The sequence below is a fragment of the Paenibacillus sp. ISL-20 genome (assembly GCF_018613005.1).
In the GTDB taxonomy this organism is placed as follows: domain Bacteria; phylum Bacillota; class Bacilli; order Paenibacillales; family Paenibacillaceae; genus Paenibacillus_AQ.
In genome coordinates this window covers 297,719-317,630 of sequence record NZ_JAGGRD010000036.1, presented here as the reverse complement: position 1 = coordinate 317,630, position 19,912 = coordinate 297,719, and the positions used below count along the sequence as shown (strand labels likewise).

At 50.5% G+C, this 19,912-nt stretch carries 22 protein-coding genes and 1 riboswitch; all 22 genes read right to left on the bottom strand.

The window, feature by feature from the left end:
* Positions 1 to 396: hypothetical protein (locus J7E85_RS22270; protein WP_215161581.1), on the bottom strand; the 396-nt coding region annotated here is incomplete at its 3' end.
* Positions 397 to 724: 328 nt separating this feature from the next.
* Entirely contained in the window at positions 725 to 2,071 is a 1,347-nt protein-coding gene (murA, locus tag J7E85_RS22265; RefSeq protein WP_215161616.1) for a UDP-N-acetylglucosamine 1-carboxyvinyltransferase, read from the bottom strand.
* 497 nt (positions 2,072 to 2,568) lie between these two features.
* Positions 2,569 to 2,823, bottom strand: coding sequence for a DUF1146 family protein (locus tag J7E85_RS22260; protein ID WP_215161579.1), 255 nt, complete (start codon positions 2,821 to 2,823; stop codon positions 2,569 to 2,571).
* Between the two features lie 663 nt (positions 2,824 to 3,486).
* The gene (locus tag J7E85_RS22255; RefSeq protein WP_076323984.1) at positions 3,487 to 3,891 is read right to left on the bottom strand and encodes a F0F1 ATP synthase subunit epsilon; all 405 of its coding nucleotides are present in this window, start codon (positions 3,889 to 3,891) and stop codon (positions 3,487 to 3,489) included.
* Positions 3,892 to 3,990: 99 nt separating this feature from the next.
* A complete protein-coding gene (gene atpD, locus J7E85_RS22250; RefSeq protein WP_076323983.1) occupies positions 3,991 to 5,391 on the bottom strand; it encodes a F0F1 ATP synthase subunit beta in 1,401 nt (466 codons plus the stop codon).
* A gap of 119 nt (positions 5,392 to 5,510) precedes the next feature.
* Positions 5,511 to 6,371: an ATP synthase F1 subunit gamma gene (gene atpG / locus J7E85_RS22245; protein WP_076323982.1), complete on the bottom strand. Its 861-nt coding sequence runs from the start codon at positions 6,369 to 6,371 to the stop codon at positions 5,511 to 5,513.
* Between the two features lie 267 nt (positions 6,372 to 6,638).
* Positions 6,639 to 8,153 carry a F0F1 ATP synthase subunit alpha gene (gene atpA / locus J7E85_RS22240; protein WP_076323981.1) on the bottom strand — a complete coding sequence of 505 codons (1,515 nt, stop codon included), beginning with the start codon at positions 8,151 to 8,153 and terminating at the stop codon, positions 6,639 to 6,641.
* An 18-nt stretch (positions 8,154 to 8,171) separates the two neighbouring features.
* Positions 8,172 to 8,717, bottom strand: coding sequence for a F0F1 ATP synthase subunit delta (locus J7E85_RS22235; RefSeq protein ID WP_076323980.1), 546 nt, complete (start codon positions 8,715 to 8,717; stop codon positions 8,172 to 8,174).
* Positions 8,714 to 9,202: a F0F1 ATP synthase subunit B gene (gene atpF / locus J7E85_RS22230; protein ID WP_215161577.1), complete on the bottom strand. Its 489-nt coding sequence runs from the start codon at positions 9,200 to 9,202 to the stop codon at positions 8,714 to 8,716. Before atpF ends, J7E85_RS22235 begins: the two co-directional genes overlap by 4 nt.
* Positions 9,203 to 9,297: 95 nt before the next feature.
* Positions 9,298 to 9,510, bottom strand: coding sequence for a F0F1 ATP synthase subunit C (atpE, locus tag J7E85_RS22225; RefSeq protein ID WP_007128780.1), 213 nt, complete (start codon positions 9,508 to 9,510; stop codon positions 9,298 to 9,300).
* A gap of 105 nt (positions 9,511 to 9,615) precedes the next feature.
* Positions 9,616 to 10,377 carry a F0F1 ATP synthase subunit A gene (gene atpB, locus J7E85_RS22220; RefSeq protein WP_215161575.1) on the bottom strand — a complete coding sequence of 254 codons (762 nt, stop codon included), beginning with the start codon at positions 10,375 to 10,377 and terminating at the stop codon, positions 9,616 to 9,618.
* A 35-nt stretch (positions 10,378 to 10,412) separates the two neighbouring features.
* Positions 10,413 to 10,790 (bottom strand): ATP synthase subunit I, encoded by a 378-nt coding sequence (locus J7E85_RS22215; protein WP_076323977.1) that lies wholly within the window; start codon positions 10,788 to 10,790, stop codon positions 10,413 to 10,415.
* Positions 10,787 to 11,017 (bottom strand): AtpZ/AtpI family protein, encoded by a 231-nt coding sequence (locus J7E85_RS22210; RefSeq protein WP_076323976.1) that lies wholly within the window; start codon positions 11,015 to 11,017, stop codon positions 10,787 to 10,789. Before J7E85_RS22210 ends, J7E85_RS22215 begins: the two co-directional genes overlap by 4 nt.
* 175 nt (positions 11,018 to 11,192) lie before the next feature.
* Positions 11,193 to 12,350 (bottom strand): non-hydrolyzing UDP-N-acetylglucosamine 2-epimerase, encoded by a 1,158-nt coding sequence (gene wecB / locus J7E85_RS22205; protein WP_215161573.1) that lies wholly within the window; start codon positions 12,348 to 12,350, stop codon positions 11,193 to 11,195.
* A gap of 64 nt (positions 12,351 to 12,414) precedes the next feature.
* Positions 12,415 to 13,044, bottom strand: a complete 630-nt coding sequence (gene upp / locus J7E85_RS22200) for a uracil phosphoribosyltransferase (RefSeq protein WP_053491142.1) — start codon at positions 13,042 to 13,044, stop codon at positions 12,415 to 12,417.
* A 344-nt stretch (positions 13,045 to 13,388) separates the two neighbouring features.
* Complete coding sequence (locus J7E85_RS22195; protein WP_285228838.1) at positions 13,389 to 14,639, bottom strand: serine hydroxymethyltransferase; 1,251 nt, start codon at positions 14,637 to 14,639, stop codon at positions 13,389 to 13,391.
* 90 nt (positions 14,640 to 14,729) lie between these two features.
* Positions 14,730 to 15,314 (bottom strand): TIGR01440 family protein, encoded by a 585-nt coding sequence (locus J7E85_RS22190; RefSeq protein WP_215161571.1) that lies wholly within the window; start codon positions 15,312 to 15,314, stop codon positions 14,730 to 14,732.
* A gap of 82 nt (positions 15,315 to 15,396) precedes the next feature.
* On the bottom strand, positions 15,397 to 15,861 hold the full coding sequence (rpiB, locus tag J7E85_RS22185) for a ribose 5-phosphate isomerase B (protein WP_215161569.1): 465 nt from the start codon (positions 15,859 to 15,861) through the stop codon (positions 15,397 to 15,399).
* A gap of 114 nt (positions 15,862 to 15,975) precedes the next feature.
* Positions 15,976 to 16,057: riboswitch (ZMP/ZTP riboswitch) on the bottom strand.
* A gap of 90 nt (positions 16,058 to 16,147) precedes the next feature.
* The gene (locus J7E85_RS22180) at positions 16,148 to 16,735 is read right to left on the bottom strand and encodes a low molecular weight protein arginine phosphatase (protein WP_215161567.1); all 588 of its coding nucleotides are present in this window, start codon (positions 16,733 to 16,735) and stop codon (positions 16,148 to 16,150) included.
* A gap of 54 nt (positions 16,736 to 16,789) precedes the next feature.
* On the bottom strand, positions 16,790 to 17,353 hold the full coding sequence (locus J7E85_RS22175; RefSeq protein ID WP_215161612.1) for a manganese efflux pump MntP: 564 nt from the start codon (positions 17,351 to 17,353) through the stop codon (positions 16,790 to 16,792).
* Positions 17,354 to 17,434: 81 nt separating this feature from the next.
* Positions 17,435 to 18,601 (bottom strand): L-threonylcarbamoyladenylate synthase, encoded by a 1,167-nt coding sequence (locus tag J7E85_RS22170; RefSeq protein WP_251035932.1) that lies wholly within the window; start codon positions 18,599 to 18,601, stop codon positions 17,435 to 17,437.
* A 381-nt stretch (positions 18,602 to 18,982) separates the two neighbouring features.
* On the bottom strand, positions 18,983 to 19,678 hold the full coding sequence (spoIIR, locus tag J7E85_RS22165; RefSeq protein WP_215161565.1) for a stage II sporulation protein R: 696 nt from the start codon (positions 19,676 to 19,678) through the stop codon (positions 18,983 to 18,985).
* Between the last annotated feature and the right edge of the window lie 234 nt (positions 19,679 to 19,912).

Sequence of the window (19,912 nt, the reverse complement as noted above, 5' to 3'; positions counted from 1 at the left end):
ATGCGGGCCCTGCGGCATCGCCGCTGGCCCGCCGGGGGCTGGCGCGGCGCCATGCGCAGGCGCGCCAGCGGGGCGGCCGGGCGGCGGCGTATGGGCCGCCCGCGGGGTGTGGCTGGACTCGCCGAAGGCGTCCGGCCCTCTCCCCGGGCCGCGGTGCCCGCGCGGCCCTTCCTCTATATCCTTTTTATCCTGTTCCGAGTCATAACTATGTCCTTCAGTCGATCCGGCTTTCTTCTCAAGTTCACCGGGAAAATCCCACTTCAACACGGGAGCAGCCGATCCTTCGGATGGCACCTGGTATGATTGAGGATTTCCTTCTTTCAGAACATCTTTTGGATCGATCGCTCGTTTTTTTCCTGCCGTGCTCAGATTTACCCGAACCTTCGAATCTTTCATTGCATTTCCCTCCTGTGCCTTTTCCCCTGGAATATACCTCTGGCTTATGCTCCATCAAGCTCTACTTATACTTATGAGATACGGGCATTTGATAGAACTATTCTAAGAGAAAGGAAAAAGTCACATGGATGAAGAAACGCTGACACTGACTGCAAGCAAGCTAGCAAAGAGAGAGTCTCCTACTCATCCGGTATCAACGTAAGAGTATCAATGATAGCCGGAATTATGTTTACATACAAAAAAAAAGGAGCTTCGCCCTTATCGGCGAAGCCCCTTCTTCTACACTCTATTGTGGTCTATCCTGGATCATCATGGTCAATCTTGGCTGTTACACCCAGGTAGGTTGAACTTTGAAAACTTTTGCGTCTTCTGTTTCGCTTGCCACTTTTTTCGAAACCTTCTCCGAGCTCTGGTCCTCCGTCGAAATACGCCAGATATCCGCGCCAAGTCCAGACAGCTTTTCCGCTAAATGAACATAGCCGCGATCGATATGCTGTACGCCGCCAACTTCGGTAGTCCCCTCCGATACAAGCCCGGCTAATATCAAGGCAGCACCTGCACGCAGATCCGTTGCCGTTACTTTGGCTCCTTTAAGCTTAGCTCCGCCTGTAACGATCGCAGAACGTCCCTCAACCTTGATCTCCGCATTCATCAGCTGGAATTCGTCCACATGCATAAAGCGGTTTTCAAATACCGTTTCCGTAACAACACTTGTACCCTCGGAGACCAGCAAAAGCGCCATCATCTGGGACTGCATATCAGTTGGGAACCCAGGATAAGGCAAGGTTTTCACATCAACCGATTTTAATGGTTTGTCGGCGATAACCCGAATCCCATTCTCGTCCGGTTCAATAGTAATCCCCATCTCTTCCATCTTGGAAATAACCGGTCCAAGGTGGTCTGCAATGGCTCCTTCGACATACACATCCCCGCCCGTGATCGCAGCCGCAGCCATAAAGGTGCCTGCTTCAATTCGGTCAGGAATTACGTTATGCTTAACGCCATGCATCTGTTCAACGCCCTCGATACGAATCACACCCGTGCCCGCACCGCGAACTTTGGCGCCCATCGCATTCAGGTAATTCGCTAAATCGACAATTTCCGGCTCTTTCGCCGCATTTTCGATTACCGTAATCCCTTCAGCCAATGTAGCAGCCATCATAATATTTTCAGTAGCACCCACGCTGGCTACGTCCAAATAGACCTTCGCCCCACGCAATCTGCCATTGCTTTTAGCTTCAATATATCCTTGTCCAAGGCTAATCTCAGCCCCGAGAGCTTCAAATCCTTTTAGGTGTTGATCAATGGGTCTTGTGCCAATAGCACATCCCCCGGGAAGCGAAATCCGGGTTCGTCCACAACGTGCCAATAAAGGTCCCATGACCAGAAAAGACGCCCGCATCTTCCGCACCCATTCATAAGGCGCTTCACATGTCGTTATGTGCTCTGCATTCACACGTATCACTTCATCCTGGTATGTAATGCCCGCACCAAGCGACTCCAATACTTTACTGATTGTAATTACATCGTCAAGAGGAGGCGCGTCAATAATAACACTTTCCCCAACTTCCCCTAGTAGAGAGGCAGCGATGATCGGAAGAACTGAATTTTTTGCTCCGCTGACTTTGACGCTTCCGGTCAGTCTTTTGCCACCGCGGACGATAAATTTGCTCATCATGGTTTCCCTCCGCGTCCATAATTTTCCTGATTGCGTGTGTTAGTAATTAGTTGTTGCTAATTCCCTAACTTTCATCTTAACATTAGTGATTTCCGCTAAACAAGCGATTTTCGAACTATTTATGACATCTGATTCGGTGTCTACATCAGGTATCAGAAATCCATGATGCCACCTTATGAAGCATCTGTTATCCGCAGTATGGACCTTCGAAAGGTACCATGACCGACCAGCACTTGTCAATGCATAACAATTACCGGGTGAACACTATAGTCCGGAAGTCATACCGTCCGCCCGATCAAATTCTTATTTTAAGTGTTAACATAATAAAATGCGTTTATTCGACATCTTCTCCCCAAGCAACCTAACAGAGATATAACCATTCATACCGCAATTAAAACAGACAAGTAAAATATCGCCAAGCCCATAACCTCGTGCAACAAATGTTGCATTACTAACTGCAGCACCTTGTGTTATGTATGACGCTCATTTCCGTTCTAAAACATATATCGGATCATTTGACTCCATGTAATATAGTCAATTAGGAATTCAGCCACGAATCGTCCAAGCACCACCGCCAGCAGCAAATGCAACAGCTTTCCCTGCGGCCCTTTTGGATGACGAACAACCAAATCCAGCTTTAATTGTTGTAATGCCCACCAAGCCAGTGCGATACAGATCAGCGAAACGACAATAGACAAGAATCCGTTAACACCAACAGCACTGATTGAATTAGATAAATCCTGGTTCATACTCCCTCCTCCTTCATAAATTATCCTGCCCTGTTCAGGACCGACTCTTCTATAATACTTGGCTGGAGGCTAAGAATCCAGCACTTTCTATTCGACATTTCCTCGGAAATAATAAAGTTTCTCGACAAACTTTCAAAACGATCATTTATACGCTATTAGGAGAAGTTAGAATTCCCATTAATTTCACTTCAAAAAACATCCAACAGCCAATCATATAGTATAGTTTTATATCTCGAACTTCTATTTATACCGACGGTTTAACAAAAAAATACCCAGCTATGAAATTAATGATATTCACAGACCGTGTACAGCTGAGATGACGTTATCACGAAAGAAGAATATTTATGTATCAAAACAATCTATGCCTCAGGTCCTTTCTAAGAGTAATTGATGGCTATGGACCCATTTACGTCATCAACCAAATTGTATATGCCATTGGCTCCATGAGCCAACTAGATCCCCACCAGATATGCGGTTCAGACAGTGAGATAACCATAAAAGATTACCTCTTCCTCCCTTTTATGCTAGGTTATACCTGAAACCTATGAATGCCCAACACCTTAAACGAATACTTTTATAACCAGTATTATTGGCTACTAATAGAAATAGAACACAAAAAGACAGCTTGGCTGTAAATTACAGCAAGCTGTCTTCGTTACCTTATTAGTTCCGCGTCACTTTAATCCGGTTCATCGCTCTTTGCAGAGCCATTTCCGCGCGACGGTGGTCAACTTCATCTTGTCTTCCCTTCGCATGCAGGCGGGTCTCAGCTCTTTCCTTCGCGGCTTCCGCACGCTCCAGATCGATTTCTTCCGCTTTCTCTGCGCTTTCCGCCAGGATGACAATCTTATCTTTACGGACTTCGACGAAACCGCCTTGTACCGCAAACGGGGTTCTCTGGTTGCCAATCTTCACATAAACTGGCGCTATCTGAAGCGGCGTAACGAAGGAAATATGACCTGGCAAAATGCCCAGCTCTCCCTCGACCCCACGCACCGTAACACTGTTCACCTGCTCTGAGTAGACCAGGCGGTCCGGCGTTACGATTTCCAACAAAATGGTGCTCACTTCCATCCCTCCTCACCGTTTTCCGCAGAAAACTCGCGCAGCAGACCTCACAGTCTCACAAGAAGCACTGTTCCGGTCTGCCGATCACGGAGCGTCAGCTTACAATGTTTTTGCTTTTTCAACTGCCTCTTCAATCGTACCTACGAACAGGAAAGCCGCTTCCGGAAGGTGGTCGTGCTTGCCTTCCAAGATCTCTTTAAAGCTGCGTACGGTTTCTTTAACCGGTACATATTTACCCGGGATGCCGTTAAACTGCTCGGCAACGTGGAAAGCTTGGGAAAGGAAACGTTGAACACGACGAGCACGTCCAACAATCGCTTTATCTTCCTCGCTCAGCTCATCCATACCGAGGATTGCAATGATATCTTGAAGCTCGTTATAACGAGCCAAAATTTTCTTAACGCCTTGAGCAACATTATAGTGCTCTTCGCCCACGATTTCCGGAGCCAAGATACGGGAACTGGATGCAAGCGGATCTACCGCAGGATAGATACCCATCTCGGAAATTTTACGCTCCAGGTTTGTCGTTGCATCCAAGTGAGCAAACGTTGTAGCCGGAGCCGGATCCGTATAGTCATCCGCCGGTACATAGATAGCCTGGATGGATGTAACGGAACCTTTTTTGGTAGAGGTAATCCGCTCCTGCAAGCGTCCCATTTCGGATGCCAGCGTTGGCTGGTAACCTACCGCGGAAGGCATACGGCCCAGAAGGGCGGATACTTCGGAACCCGCCTGAGTAAAGCGGAAGATGTTATCGATAAAGAGAAGTACGTCTTTACCTTCTTGATCACGGAAATATTCTGCCATCGTCAAACCAGTCAATGCTACGCGAAGACGGGCACCCGGAGGCTCGTTCATTTGACCGAATACCATCGCGGTTTTGTTGATAACACCGGAATCGCTCATCTCGTGGTAAAGGTCATTCCCTTCACGAGTACGCTCACCTACGCCGGCAAATACGGAAATACCGCCGTGTTCTTGGGCGATGTTGTTGATCAATTCCTGGATCGCAACGGTTTTACCTACGCCGGCACCACCAAAGAGACCGATCTTACCGCCTTTTTGGTATGGAGCAAGCAAGTCGATGACTTTAATTCCCGTTTCAAGCATTTCTGCTTGCGTGGAAAGCTCATCATAAGCAGGAGCCTCACGGTGGATCGGGTTATTAATTTCGGATACTACGGCACCTGCATTATCGATCGGCTCACCCAATACGTTAAATACACGGCCAAGTGTAGCGGAACCTACAGGAACCGTAATTGGTCTGCCCAAATCCACGGCTTCGATACCGCGAACGAGACCGTCTGTGGATGACATCGCGATACAACGAACCAGATTATCACCCAAATGATTGGATACTTCCAAAGTCAAATCAACCGAGCGGCCGCCTTCCAGCGTTGCTTCAATCTTGACAGCATTAAAAATCTCGGGAAGATGACCGCGCTCAAATTCAATGTCAACTACAGCACCTGTAATGCTGACAACGCGTCCTTTTTTCATTGATTCGTTTTCCCTCCTACCCGCTCACCTCTAGGGGTGAACGATGATCGTAAAAGCGGCTTATTCATGAAATGGCCGCATATCCGTTAAATACTAAGTTAAGAATTCGGAGCCGTGCATTATTGCTGAGCGTTTGCTCCGCCCACAATCTCGGAAATTTCCTGCGTAATGGCAGCCTGACGAGCACGGTTGTAAGTAAGGTTCAACTCGTTGATCATCTTGCTTGCATTCTTCGTTGCAGCTCCCATAGCAGTCATCTTCGCACCCAGCTCACTTGCCTTCGCATTCAGCATCGCACTGAAAATCAATGTTTCCGCATATTTCGGAAGCAGAACTTCGAGTACGCCTTCAGGAGACGGTTCGTACTCATAACCCGTCAGGTTCTCGGCGCTGCCAATGTTCTCCATCGGCAGAAGCTTGGAGATCTCCTGAAGCTGAGTCAAAGCATTCACGAATTGGTTATAGCACACGTATAACTCATCAATCTGACCCAGCTCATATTGATGAACCGCCGCGTTAGCGATGGCCTTAATATCTGCGTAGGTCGGACTATCGGATAAATCGGTGAGCTCCTCAACAACCGGAAGTCCACGACGGCGGAAATAATCCCGTCCTTTACGTCCGATCACAAACAGGCAATACTCGTCCTTGGACTGATGGCGTTCTGCGATAAAGTTCGATACTTTTCGCAAAATGTTGGAGTTCGATGCACCAGCAAGACCGCGGTCTGAAGTGATCACCAGATAACCGGTTTTCTTCACTTCACGCTTTTCCAGCATCGGATGGCTGATTCCCTTGGTTCCAGCAGCAATGCTGCCAACCACTTCTTTCAGCTTCTCAGAGTATGGAAGCGCGGAGGTTGCTTTCTCTTGAGCTCTTCTCAGCTTCGCGGCAGCAACCATTTCCATCGCCTTGGTGATCTGCCTTGTGTTCTGAACACTCTTGATCTGCCGCTTAATATCACGTAATCCTCTTGCCATGTTTTCACCACCTTAAAGCTTTGGCGAAGCCAAAGCTAACTTCGTAAGCAAACACCTGACTTTGGCAGAGCCAAAGTTACTTCGTAAGCATCAGCTTAGCTTTGGCGAAGCCAAAGCCAACTTCGTACGCGTAGACTAAGCTTTGGCTAGGACCAAAGCCGTACCTTTTGTAAAAATCACTTTGGTCACAGCCAAAGCTACATTCCATATGATGAAAGAGGATGCCGGGCTTACCCCGGCTCCCCTCCTATTGCTTACCTGAGGAGCTTAAACCGAAGCGGCAAAGCCCTTCTTAAATTGATCGATTGCCGCTTTCAATGCGTTTTCGTTATCGGACGTCAGATCCTTCGTATCCGTAATGGATTGAAGAATTTCCGGTTTATTGCTTTCAATAAACGTGAGGAACTCACTCTCGAAACGGCGCACGTCAGCAACCTCGATATCATCGATATACCCTTTAACGGCTGCGTACAAGCTAACCACCTGTTGTTCAACGGACAACGGCTGGTTTACACCCTGCTTCAGGATTTCCATCAATCTTGCACCACGGTTCAAACGAGCCAAGGTTGATTTGTCCAGATCAGATCCGAACTGGGAAAACGCCTGGAGCTCACGATATTGCGCAAGATCCAGCTTCATGCCGCCCGCAACCTTTTTCATCGCTTTGATCTGCGCGGAACCACCGACACGGGATACCGAAATACCGACGTTAATCGCTGGACGCTGACCGGAGTAGAACAACTCAGACTCCAGGAAGATCTGTCCATCCGTAATCGAAATTACGTTGGTTGGAATGTAAGCAGATACGTCAGAAGCCTGTGTTTCAATAAATGGCAGTGCGGTTAATGAACCACCACCAAGCTCATCGTTGAGCTTCGCTGCACGTTCCAGCAAACGGGAGTGCAAGTAGAAAACGTCACCCGGATAAGCTTCCCGACCCGGAGGACGACGGAGGAGCAAGGACAACTCACGGTATGCTGCCGCTTGTTTCGACAAGTCATCATAAATGATGAGTGCATGCTCGCCCTTGTACATGAAGTACTCACCCATAGCGCAGCCTGCGTATGGAGCGATGTACTGCAATGGAGCCGGCTCAGAAGCCGAAGCCGTAACAACAATCGTGTACTCCAGAGCGCCATGACGGCGAAGTGTTTCAACAACCTGTGCTACAGTGGATTGCTTTTGGCCAATGGCTACATAGATACATTTAACGCCACTGCCCTTTTGGTTCAGGATCGTATCGATCGCAACGGTGGTTTTACCCGTTTGGCGGTCACCGATGATCAGCTCGCGTTGTCCACGGCCGATAGGCACCATCGCGTCAATCGCTTTAATACCTGTCTGCATAGGCTCATGAACGGATTTACGTTCGATAACGCCTGGTGCGCTGCTCTCAACCGGACGATAAGCTGTCGCTTCGATCGGGCCTTTGCCGTCAAGCGGTTGACCCAGCGGATTGACAACGCGTCCAAGCAGAGCTTCACCTACAGGAACCTCCATGATACGTCCTGTACGCTTAACCTGATCGCCTTCCTTGATTTCGGAGTAAGGTCCCAGGATAACGACACCGACATTGCTCTCCTCAAGGTTCAGCGCCAGACCGAACACGCCGTTCTGGAACTCCAAAAGTTCCCCGGACATCGCGTTCTCCAGGCCGTACACGCGAGCAATACCGTCACTTACTTGAATTACCGTACCTACTTCAGAGACAGTGATATCAGATTTATATTCTTCAATTTGACTTTTGATTAAAGTACTGATTTCTTCAGGTCTGATACTCAACGTTTTCACCCCTATCTACTATGCTCGTCTATTAAAAGACTTTTCAAGACGTTCCAGCTTCCCGGCAAGGCTTCCGTCATAAAGCTTGTCGCCAATGGCAACTTTCAGGCCGCCGAGCAAACTCTCGTCCACAACATTGGTCACCCGGATATTCTGATGGGCTAACTGTCCGAATTCCGAAGCTACCTGTTCTTTTTCCTGATCGCTAAGCGGGTAGGTGGAGTACACAGTGGCGTCCGCCAATCCTAGGCTCGCACCTTGTATCTTCACATAACTGTTCAGCAGTTCAGCGAACATTTCTGTACGTCCTCTGTCGAGAAGCAATTCGATCGTGTTCAATACAGGCTGCGATACCTTCCCTGCCAACGCCTGGCTGATTACGTTCATCTTCACGGACTGGGGAACATTCGGCGTGGAGATGAATTTCTGGATGTCGGCATCACCTTCAATGGCTTGCACAACAGCGCGCAATTCCTCTTCCACTTCCAGACCCTTCTGCTGCTGAGCCGCCACTTCGAACAGCGCCCGCGCATACCGCTTGGCTGCTACTGTATTTTGGCTCATGGTCTGCCTCCTACCTCTTTAAGGTATTGATCCACCAGTTCTTCTTGAGCTTTGTCATTCTTCACTTCCCGTTCAATCAGCTTGGTAGCGATTTTCACGGAAACACTGCCGATTTCATTGCGAAGTTCTTCGACAGCTTTCTTCTTCTCATTGTCGATATCACGAACAGCCTCGGATTTCAGGCGAACCGCCTCTTCCTTAGCTTGCTCCATAATTTGCTCTGCTTGTTTGTTGCTAGTTTGTCTGGAACGCTCGATGATTTCGTGAGCATCTTGACGCGCTTGATCCAGTGCCTTCTTCTGCTCTTCTACATAAACAGTTGCCTGCTGACGGGTCTGTGCCGCTTCGTTCATCTGGCTCATCACCAGTTCACGACGCTGCTCCATGATGCCGAACAATTTGCTGAACGCAAACTTTTGAAGCAAGAGGTAAAGAATAAGAAACGCAATAATAGTGATTACCATATTTTCCCATAGAATTGTCATTGAGGTCACTCCTTTCCATCAACACGAAGTGCGGTGCCTAACAAAACGAAGGCGCGGATGGCATCGGCCCTCCCCGCCAAACCGTTGTATTGTTATTAAGAGAACATGATCAAGAACGCGATAACAGTAGCCGCCAAAGGAATAACCTCTACGATACCAACACCGATAAACATTGTTGTTTGCAATTGACCACGTGCTTCTGGTTGACGAGCGATAGACTCAACTGTTCTGCTTACGATCATACCGTTACCCAAACCTGCGCCAAGGGCGCCCAGACCTACTGCAATAGCTGCTGCCAAAAATTCCATTGTTAAATATCCTCCTTAAATTGTTTCAAAATTGAAATTTGGTGAAACTATAGAAAATATCTCTTTCGAAAAACACCGCTGTTACGGCGGATTCGTCCGAGTTGATCAATGCTCTTCGTGAATCGTTGTTTGCGAGATGTATACCATGGTCAAAATCGTAAAGATAAACGCCTGCAATGCACCAATGAAGATACTGAAACCTTGCCATGCGGCCATAAACGGAATGCCCCAGAAGCCCGTTTTCAGAATCACCGTGATCAGTACCTCGCCGGCAAAAATGTTGGCATAAAGCCGGATTGCCAGAGCGATAGGTTTTGCCAGGTTCTCAATGATATTGAGTGGCAAGAAGATCGGGAACGGTTCGATGTAATGCTTCAGGTAATGCTTGCGATTCAGCTTCAAACCCAGGTAGTTCATCAGTATAAATACAACGATCGCAAGACCACCCGTAACCCAAATGTCGGCAGTCGGCGACTTCCACCACAATACGTGAGCATAGTGGCCAGGTTCAAGTCCGAGCGTAGCCTGAATTGGCTGACCAAAGACTTTGAAATCTGCCGGCAAGTCAGTGATAACTGAGAACGGCAAACCCAGCAAGTTGGCTACAAAGATGAACAGGATGAGAGTCAGCCCCAATGATATATAAGCTTTCCCCTTCTTCAGATCCATCGCACTCGCTACGACGCCTTGCACAAATTCCACTACCCATTCCATGAAGTTTTGCAGTTTGGAAGGGTTTTCGACAGATAGATTACGTACAGCTAGTCGACATAATACGAACACCACCAAACAGGTGACGAACAGCATCAGTACCGCTGAAAGATCAATATTCAATCCGCCAAGTTTGATAATCGGTGAATCATGCATAAAATTGTTTTCACCCCTTTCCAAGTTAGCGCTGATCAATGATTGTTTCTCAAACTGAACACAATGCTGACAGGAATGGTCAACAATTGGGGTATGAACAGACCGGCAATTGCACCGCCGAGAGATACCTGCTCGAGTTTAGCGGCGAAGATAACAATCAGAAATCCGATGCACAATCTCGTAATAAAGCCGAAGTTGTACTTTTTCGGTTCCGGATCGACAGCCAATTGCGCCAGCTGCTGCACTTTCATGGAGAGGAAGCGTACATTAAACAATCCCGCCGCCATGCCCATGATCAACCCCATAAAAATCGGGCGAAATTCCGGATAGAGAGCCCATCCGAGAAACAAGGCAGACAATAAGAGTAATGATACTCTAAATACAGCGTTCACAATGGAAGTCAAATCATTCACGCCTGGGCCCCCAAAAACTTTTTAATGAGAAGAGCGATATTCAAAATCCCTACAAAGAGCCCCGAAAGCGTACCAATGGCAAGCCACACTCTGGGCCCGTCCAAATGATTCATGAGCCATCGCCCGGTAAAAAAACCGATGAGAATGTAAGCGGCAAGCAAACCGCCAGCCCCGCTAATGTATAGCGCTATCAACCAAGGGTTATCTTGACTTTTCGGATTTTTCATATGAACCTCTAATCCCAACTCATTTTACTGAATATAACAAGAGTTTGTCAATGAATCGATTTGATGGATTTACCGTGTAAAATCGGCGTTTTGAGCAGTCTAAATTGCACAAAACGCCGCGGTAACCGTACAGTTCAACTGTATGCTGTCTCCTTGCCCATCAGAATACGGTAAACTATGCCTTTGTGAACATTCTGTGAAATTCTTCAGGACGCTCTTTTCGGATGCCGAAATGGTGCAAAATCGCATTGACAATTCGCTGTGAAGCTTGTCCATCACCATACGGATTAGCAGCTTTGCTCATCTTGTCGTAGAGCTGCTGATCAGTCAGAAGAACCTTAATCCGTTCATACACATTCTCCTCCTGGGTGCCTACCAGCTCCAGGGTACCGGCCTCAATGCCCTCCGGACGTTCAGTCGTATCCCGAAGCACCAGCGTCGGCACGCCGAATGACGGAGCTTCCTCTTGCATGCCGCCGGAATCCGTAATAATGAAATGCGTATGGGTGTAGATATTGTTCATATCCACAACATCCAGCGGATCAATCAGCTTGATGCGCGGGTGATCTCCCAGAATGCGATGAGCCGGCTCTTTAACGGCAGGGCTCGGATGTACAGGATATACGATGGCGATATCCTCAAATTCATCGGCAATGCGCTTTACCGCTTCAAATATTTGACGATGCGGCTCCCCTTGGGATTCGCGGCGATGTGCCGTCATCAGGATCAAGCGTTTGCCCTTCGCCCAGTCCAAAACCGGATGGGTATAACCTTCACGCACCGTGTACTGGAATACGTCCGTAGCCGTATTACCCGTAACATAGATGCGGGATTCCGGTTTGTTCTCCTTGCGGAGATTCTCGGCGGACCAGTTCGTCGGTGCAAAGTGAAGATCAGCAAGCACACCGGTCAACTGACGGTTCATCTCCTCCGGATAAGGATTCAGCTTGTTCCACGTCCGCAGACCCGCCTCGACATGGCCAACCTGAATCTGCTGCAGAAAGGCTGCATAGCTGGCCAGGAACGTTGTCAGCGTATCGCCGTGCACCAGCACGATATCCGGTTTAGCCTCACGAAGAACAGGCTCAAGACCCTCCAGAACGCGCACGGTGATCTCGTTGAGCGTCTGACGGTCCTTCATGACATCCAAATCATAGTCGGGAACAATTTTGAACACATCCAGCACCTGATCCAGCATTTGCCGATGCTGCGCAGTAACACAAACGACCGATTCAATATGCTCGGGGTGACGTTGAAGCTCCAGAATAAGCGGCGCCATCTTGATTGCTTCGGGGCGGACCCCAAATATCGTCATCACTTTCACTTTTGACATGTTTGAAATACCCCTCTTTGCTTGTTTTCAAATATTCAAGACGTACGAATGACTTAATCGGCTCTTATTTCGTGCCGTACAGCCGATCCCCTGCATCCCCAAGGCCCGGTACGATGTAGCCATGGTCGTCAAGGCCCTCATCGAGAGCAGCAACATAAATGTCCACGTCCGGATGGGCATCATGGACAGCCTTCACACCTTCCGGTGCAGCCACGAGGTTCATCATCTTGATCTGGGTACAGCCGCGTTTCTTCAGCACGTCGATAGCAGCGATGGCGGATCCGCCCGTCGCGAGCATCGGATCAATGACGATCAATTCCCGTTCCGTAACGTCCGTTGGAAGCTTCGTATAATATTCAACAGGCTGAAGCGTTTCGGGGTCACGGAACAATCCGACATGCCCTACCTTTGCTGCAGGAAGCAGCTTGACAACTCCATCCAGCATGCCTAGACCGGCGCGCAGGATCGGAATCAAGCCGAGCATGCGGCCGGAAATGACTTTGCCTTGGGTTTCAGCTACCGGCGTCTGCACGGATATCGATTCAAGAGGAACCTCCCGCGTAATTTCATAAGCCATCAAAGTCGCGACTTCGTCTACCAATTCGCGAAAGTCTTTTGTGTTAGTCCGCATATCGCGGATAAATGTAAGTTTGTGTTGAATCAACGGGTGATCACAAATCACCAATTTTCCCATGTCTGGTCCCTCCGGTTTGAGTACAAATGTTATTTCAATATGGGCGTAAAATATTTGTGAGCTCCATAAATCCTGTCTATTATATCATTCCCTCTAGTCAATTGACACCTGCACGGGTCATGTTTTATTCCATGAGTTTTTGACCTTATAACTAAACCGGATCTCCTTCTGCCCTGAACCTAGGTTTTCCATTTTCGCCTATATTGATGCTAACCGCGAAGCTACCTGACTGGGAAAATGAGAGCATAGCAATCTGGCCAGAATGTTTATAGCTCTTAAAAGGACCCCACCTGCATCAGGCGGGGTCCTCTTATCATAGGCTTCTTCTGCGGAGGAGACTGTGATTAATATTTCATTTCAATATAGAGAGGGTATTGATCTGTAAGCTCAGCCACCAAACGGCCAGCTTTTTCAAGCGTTGCCTCGTCTTTTGGCTGCTTCAATGTCATGGCAATAATTTTCGCGATTTTCACCATCGCCTGCTCATCCATACCGCGGGAAGTAATCGCAGGGGTACCGATACGGATACCGCTCGTTACGAACGGGCTGGTTGGATCAAACGGGATGGCATTCTTGTTCACGGTAATCCCGATGGAGTCCAAAACTTTCTCCGCGTCTTTACCGGTGATGTCCAGATTGCGGGTATCCACCAGCATCAGGTGGTTATCGGTTCCGCCGGATACGATGTTCAAGCCTTCCTCGATCAGAGTATCGGCCAGCACTTTCGCGTTCTTCACAACGTTCTCTGCATACGTCTTGAAGGACGGATCCAATGCTTCGCCAAGTGCAACGGCCTTGGAAGCAATAACATGCATAAGCGGGCCGCCTTGGGAGCCAGGGAATACCGCTTTATCGATCGCTTGCGCCCAAGCTTTTTTGCACAGAATCATACCGCCGCGAGGTCCGCGAAGCGTCTTATGCGTCGTTGTCGTTACAAAATGGGCATGCGGAACCGGATTCGGATGAAGACCTGCCGCAACGAGACCGGCAATATGAGCCATATCAACCATGAACAACGCGCCAACGTCGTTCGCGATGGCAGCAAGCCGTTCAAAATCAATGATGCGAGGGTAGGCACTTGCTCCCGCCACGATCAGACGAGGGCGATGCTTGAATGCCGCTTTGCGGACTTCGTCGTAATCGATCAGGAACGTGTCTTCTTGCACGCCGTAGGCAACGAAATTGTACAGAAGGCCGGAAGCGTTAACCGGGCTTCCGTGAGTCAAATGGCCGCCGTGGGCCAGGTTCATGCCGAGCACGGTATCTCCAGGCTTCAGAGCTGCCAAATATACCGCCATGTTCGCTTGCGCACCGGAGTGCGGCTGAACGTTGGCATGTTCGGCTCCGAACAGTTCTTTGGCGCGGTCACGGGCGATATCTTCCACGATATCCACACGCTCACAGCCACCGTAATAGCGTTTGCCAGGGTAGCCTTCCGCATATTTATTCGTCAGCACCGTCCCCATTGCTTCCATAACCGCTTCGCTAACAATATTCTCAGAGGCAATCAGCTCAATGTTGCTGCGTTGACGCTTCAGCTCCAAATCCATCGCTTCCAATACAGCCGGGTCACTCTTCCGCAAATGTTCCATCATGTTCATATCCTCCCATAATCAATCGTTATTTTTTCTTGCAAAGTCAATACTACAAGTTGTCATAATTAAAAAAGCGAGTTCTCATTTGAATCAATCGCATAGTGTGGAATCATCCCTCTGCTCGAGCCGGTACACCGCGCGTTCTCCGCCAATCAGCTTCGGACGGGTATAAGCCGCGGTTACGCGCGCCTCGCCGATATAACGCTCGGTCGGTCTGAACGGAACCGCCACTCGCCGCAAATGCATGCCGATCAGCGTCTCGCCGATATCAACTCCCGCATGTGCTTCAATCGATTCCGCAAGACAAGGCTCCTTCATGCTGCGGTAAGCCGCGGAAGCCATCGACCCGCCCGCTCCTGGAATGGGAACAGCCGCTACTTCCGTCAAGCCCAGCCGCTCGAGCAGCTCGCGTTCCATGACAAGCGCACGGTTCAGATGCTCACAGCATTGATAAGCCACCGCGAAACCGAATTCCGCTTGAACCTCGGCAATGCCCTGAAGGAGCTGCTGCGCCGTTTCAAGAGCGCCGCCTGTACCGATCCGGCGTCCGACCACTTCACTGGTACTGGCGCCGATGACCAGCACTTTACCGGGTCCTAACACGGCCGCTTCGGCCAGTTCGCGGACAATCCGCGCTGTCTGTTCGTTCAAGGAAACCTTGGAGATATCCGTCATGTCACAGTCCTCCCGATGATTTTTTTCACAGAAGATGCTTCATTCCCATATCACGATAGCCGCAGCTGTATTACGCATTCAATTATCGCGACTCATTCTTCAGGTAACGCTCCTCGATGGCCTTGATCTTGTTCACGCGGCCGATATGGCGCTCGCCATGACTGAAATCCGTTGTCAGCCATGCGCTGACGATTTCGGCAGCAAGTCCGGGACCGACGACACGCTCACCCAGCGCAATCACGTTGCTGTCGTTATGCTCTCTCGTTGCTTTGGCTGAGAACACATCATGTGTCAGCGCGCAGCGAATGCCCGGCACCTTGTTGGCCGCAATGCTCATGCCAATTCCCGTACCGCAGATCAGAATGCCGCGATCCACTTCACCCGAGACTACCTTCTCGCACACAGGAAGGGCATAATCGGGATAATCCACGGAATCGGAACAGCCGCAGCCCAGATCCTCCACCTCGTGTCCAAGACCCCGAATGACTTCCACGATCTCCTCTTTCAGACGAATGCCGGCATGATCCGTACCCAATGCAATTTTCATCTATGAAAAACCCCCTCGTATGTTCGCTTTTGCGTTTTAGCTTGTTTCATTATAACCCAAATCGGGCGCAAAAGACGAAAAAAGAGCAGTCGGCGCACGTATTGTGCTCCAAATGCTCTTTGCCCAGGCGACCGGCCGTATATTCCGATGCTCCATCGTGGTTTCATCCACTTCGTCGCCAGTTACACCGGATCATTGTTTTTCAACTTCATCTTAAAGCAATACCATGTGAAAGGCAAGTGGCTTTTTAGCCCAATGGTAGGCTTCATATCGATCAAAGCAAGGCTTAGCTATGCCGATCCGCCTCCAGCTTGTCCAAGAGACGGAACAACGCCGTCCGAATCTCTGCAGCCGTCGCTTCATATTCCTCCCGCGAGCCTCCAAAAGGATCGGAGATATCGAAGCTCGGAATGCACTGGCGCAGCTCGATCAGACGCTCCCGGTCACGGTCGCTGACGTCGCGGCCTAGCGATCTGGCCAGCTCAAGCGCCGCATACAGACTATCCTGCTCCCGCAGATCATCCAGCACCTGTCGGTCATCCTCAACAAACTCTTTCAGCGTATGCATCTTGTCTGCGGCGTGCGGGAACTGCCTTATAGCATACTGCTTATGCGACTGGGTCAACGTCAGGATCAAGTCTGACCACTCCACCAGATTCGCAGTCAACGGTTTGGACACCAAGCGTTCTTGGATATCCTGGTCTCGTAGTATGGACTCCGCATGATGGGACACCGGCATTCCATCCACGGCCGAGACACCGGCGGACTTCGTTTCCAGCGGGATGCCCCGTTGTTTGGCAAGCTTGCGCAGCATACCTTCAGCCATTGGACTGCGGCAGGTATTTCCCGTGCAGACAAACAGTATATTTTTCAAGGTCCCGTTCCTCCCGTTAGTAGGTTCTTTGGGGTTATTGTAACAAATATAACGTCAAAAGATAAACATGATACCAAATATAACCAAAATGAGCCCACCCAGCATTTCACCGTACTCCCCCAGTTTATTGCTTACCTGACGGCCAAGCAGCAAACCGAGAATAGACAGCAAACCGCCCACGATCCCGAAGGAGATCACGATCAACAGTACATCATCCACAAACATCCCGAGCGAAACGCCTACGGAGAAGGAGTCGATGCTGACGCTAAGCGAAAACAGCAGCATGCCTAAAAATGCGGTAGGATGTATTCGCTGTCCTTCTCCGCCCCGCCAGGCGTTATACATCATATGCCCGCCTAACAGAAGCAGCAGTCCGCCGGCCGCAAGCCCTGTAACGTGACCCAGTAACATGCCTACATAGCGGCCGGCAAATAAGCCCAGCAGCGGCATCAACATATGAAACAACGCGATCATGAAGCTGATGCCCAGCATATGGCCTAAGCGCATACCGCTTCTCATTCCGACTCCAATTCCAAGCGAAAATGCGTCTAGCCCGAGTGCAACCGCCATCAGCAGAATCGCCGCAAGCTGTCCCGATTGGACAGACGCCTCCAGCATGCCCATTCCCCCAAGTCCCATGGTCTTGTACACCATATGCGGACAAGGGGTAAATGATGCCAAAAGCGTTCATTCAGCAGCTCAATTCACATCGATGATGTGGTGTCCCGCGGCCTTCAACAGCCGGTTCATGACGGCTGCCCCGAGGCCTTGTTCCGGGCACGCTTCGGCCAGAATGAAGGTCGCGCCTTCGTCATCGAACCGGCGCAGGCCGGCGTACAGCCGGCGGGCCGCCTCCTCCGGCGCGGCCAGGCTGCCGAGCGAGACGGCAACGTCCGCGTGGTAGTGACCGATGTGCTCGTCGAATGACAGCACGCCTGTCACCTCCTCGCGCCGGGCGGCCGCCTCAAGCTCGGCCGCGATGCGTGCCGACACCGCGTCGGCACGCGGACCCTGCACCACGCACATCGCGCCCTTCGGTGCGTAGTGCGTGTACTTCATGCCCGGCGAGCGCGGCGCCGGGCTCTCCCCCTCCCCGGCGGCGCGATGCAGCGCCGGGTCCATGCGCACGCTTGCCGCAACGGCGGCAAGCTGCTCGGCCGTGACGCCGCCCGGGCGGAGCACCGTGACGGCCCCGTCTTCGCCGACTTGCACCACCGTCGACTCGACGCCAACCCCGGCCGGGCCGCCGTCGAGCACGCCGTCGATCGCCCCGGCCAGATCCTCCAGGACATGGCTGGCCAGCGTCGGGCTTGGCCGACCGGAACGGTTCGCGCTCGGCGCGGCCAGCGGACGCCCGGCGGCGCTGATCAAAGCCAGCGCCACGTTGTGATCCGGCATCCGCACAGCAACGGTATCAAGCCCCGCCGTCACGCGAGGAGAGACAGCACCCGGCTTAACGGGCAGTACCAGCGACAGCGGCCCAGGCCAGAACATTGCCATCAGCGCCCGTTCCGTCTCATTTACATGAAGGACCAAACCGTCAAGCTGAGCTAGCTCCGAAATATGCACAATCAATGGATTGTCCGACGGCCGGCCTTTCGCGGCAAAGACGCACTCGACCGCTTCCGTATTGCCGGCGTCCGCGCCAAGCCCGTAGACCGTTTCCGTCGGAAAGGCCACCGTTCCACCAAGCTCGAGCACCTGCCCCGCTTCCTCAAGCGCCTGCTTTGCCTCCTTCTCCAAACTCAAGCTCTCCCTAGAGAGCGAGTTCGAGACGTGCCACACTTGGGTTGATTTTGCAGCAGCCTGGCGGAAGCCGTTATCCCGCTGCTGGTTAGATTCCATGCCGTTCCGCTTTTGATCCATTCCTATCCCCAAACTTTCTGTATATGAAATATATAAACTCCAATGCGAGTGTTGCCTATGCCCCAAAATAAAAAGCGCTTTTCGTTCTTCAGTCCCGTGCCGGTTCTCATTCAAACCAGTCGCGCCAAAGAGAAAGCACTCTTCTAGAGGTTGTTCAAAAAGTCCGCTTTTGATCACGAAGCGAATCAGGAGGCAGCTCGGCATCGAATCTTGAATTCAGCCGGGCCTTCCGGTGCTCACGTACCCAAAACGTACGCTCTGCTCCTCAGTCCCTAGCTTCATCCAACCTTCTCGGTGCTGAAAATCCACCTTTTTGAACACGCACTTCTACATCAAAGTTTATCATACCCGATCAGGATTGAAAATCAACTCATTCATATCCTAGAACAGGCTTACCACCCAGTTCCAAATGCCACGGAACATATCCCACAAGAAGAAGCGGACCTCCGGTTCGCTATCGCCTGCATTCTTCGGAGCTTCCTCTTGGGAAGTTTCGCCAGCCTCAGCAGAAACCGTTTGGATACCTGTGTCAACAGGCTGCGCCGCCGCATCCCCGCTGCCACCATCGATGAAACACAGCGGCGGGAACAGGACACACCACCAGTTCTGCCCTTGACCTTCTCCTAAAGAAATCCGCAGCGCATCGTAATCACCGGCTGGATACACCGTACCCCCGTATAACTTCGTCGGGAACGGCACAACGCCAAGCTCAACAGTGTAACTGTACGCAATCCCTCTTTTCTTCAACTCTTCACCCACCAATTGGCGGATTTCCGGTAGATGCTGCCGGGTTAATTCTTTGGCGTCTTCCAGGCTTTGCGGGTTCTCCAGCTGCAGGACCCAGAGCTGCATTTGTTCAACGACCGAATCACGAATCTCTCGTTTGACCAGCTGATCGGACGGGCTATCGGAATTCGCCAGAATGCGAAGTCGTATCGATTCTTCGGGGATCGGACCGCCAACAACGGAAGCATCAATCTGCTGTCCTTCCCACGCCATAATGACCATAAACATACAGGATAAGAGCACAACCATTTTCTTCACGATAATACGGAGGGTTTCACTATAATTTTTCATCTTGCCAGCCGCCTCTCTATGAACATCTCTATGATGCTATCAGTATGTCCGCCGGACAAAGATATAAACGTAGAATCTAGCAATTGATATAAAAATCATAGATTGATGCAGCACGAACCAAAAAAAAGATGCGACTCCCACGGGAATCGCATCTTCGCCAAGATTGGTTATTCAGTTCGTCTGATTGCCGTGCCCCACATTTTTTCGCTGGAGATAGGTCAATTATTGAGCTTC

Coding starts and splice junctions, on each gene's coding strand:
- atpG (WP_076323982.1), bottom strand. CDS start 6,371: ATGGCAAGAGGATTACGTGATATTAAGCGGCAGATCAAGAGTGTTCAG.
- J7E85_RS22210 (WP_076323976.1), bottom strand. CDS start 11,017: ATGAAAAATCCGAAAAGTCAAGATAACCCTTGGTTGATAGCGCTATAC.
- atpD (WP_076323983.1), bottom strand. CDS start 5,391: ATGAAAAAAGGACGCGTTGTCAGCATTACAGGTGCTGTAGTTGACATT.
- rpiB (WP_215161569.1), bottom strand. CDS start 15,861: ATGAAAATTGCATTGGGTACGGATCATGCCGGCATTCGTCTGAAAGAG.
- J7E85_RS22175 (WP_215161612.1), bottom strand. CDS start 17,353: ATGCTGGAGGCGTCTGTCCAATCGGGACAGCTTGCGGCGATTCTGCTG.
- J7E85_RS22260 (WP_215161579.1), bottom strand. CDS start 2,823: ATGAACCAGGATTTATCTAATTCAATCAGTGCTGTTGGTGTTAACGGA.
- spoIIR (WP_215161565.1), bottom strand. CDS start 19,678: ATGAAAAATTATAGTGAAACCCTCCGTATTATCGTGAAGAAAATGGTT.
- J7E85_RS22235 (WP_076323980.1), bottom strand. CDS start 8,717: ATGAGCCAAAATACAGTAGCAGCCAAGCGGTATGCGCGGGCGCTGTTC.
- atpE (WP_007128780.1), bottom strand. CDS start 9,510: ATGGAATTTTTGGCAGCAGCTATTGCAGTAGGTCTGGGCGCCCTTGGC.
- J7E85_RS22170 (WP_251035932.1), bottom strand. CDS start 18,601: ATGGATCAAAAGCGGAACGGCATGGAATCTAACCAGCAGCGGGATAAC.
- J7E85_RS22195 (WP_285228838.1), bottom strand. CDS start 14,639: ATGATGGAACATTTGCGGAAGAGTGACCCGGCTGTATTGGAAGCGATG.
- J7E85_RS22190 (WP_215161571.1), bottom strand. CDS start 15,314: ATGACGGATATCTCCAAGGTTTCCTTGAACGAACAGACAGCGCGGATT.
- murA (WP_215161616.1), bottom strand. CDS start 2,071: ATGAGCAAATTTATCGTCCGCGGTGGCAAAAGACTGACCGGAAGCGTC.
- atpF (WP_215161577.1), bottom strand. CDS start 9,202: ATGACAATTCTATGGGAAAATATGGTAATCACTATTATTGCGTTTCTT.
- atpB (WP_215161575.1), bottom strand. CDS start 10,377: ATGCATGATTCACCGATTATCAAACTTGGCGGATTGAATATTGATCTT.
- upp (WP_053491142.1), bottom strand. CDS start 13,044: ATGGGAAAATTGGTGATTTGTGATCACCCGTTGATTCAACACAAACTT.
- wecB (WP_215161573.1), bottom strand. CDS start 12,350: ATGTCAAAAGTGAAAGTGATGACGATATTTGGGGTCCGCCCCGAAGCA.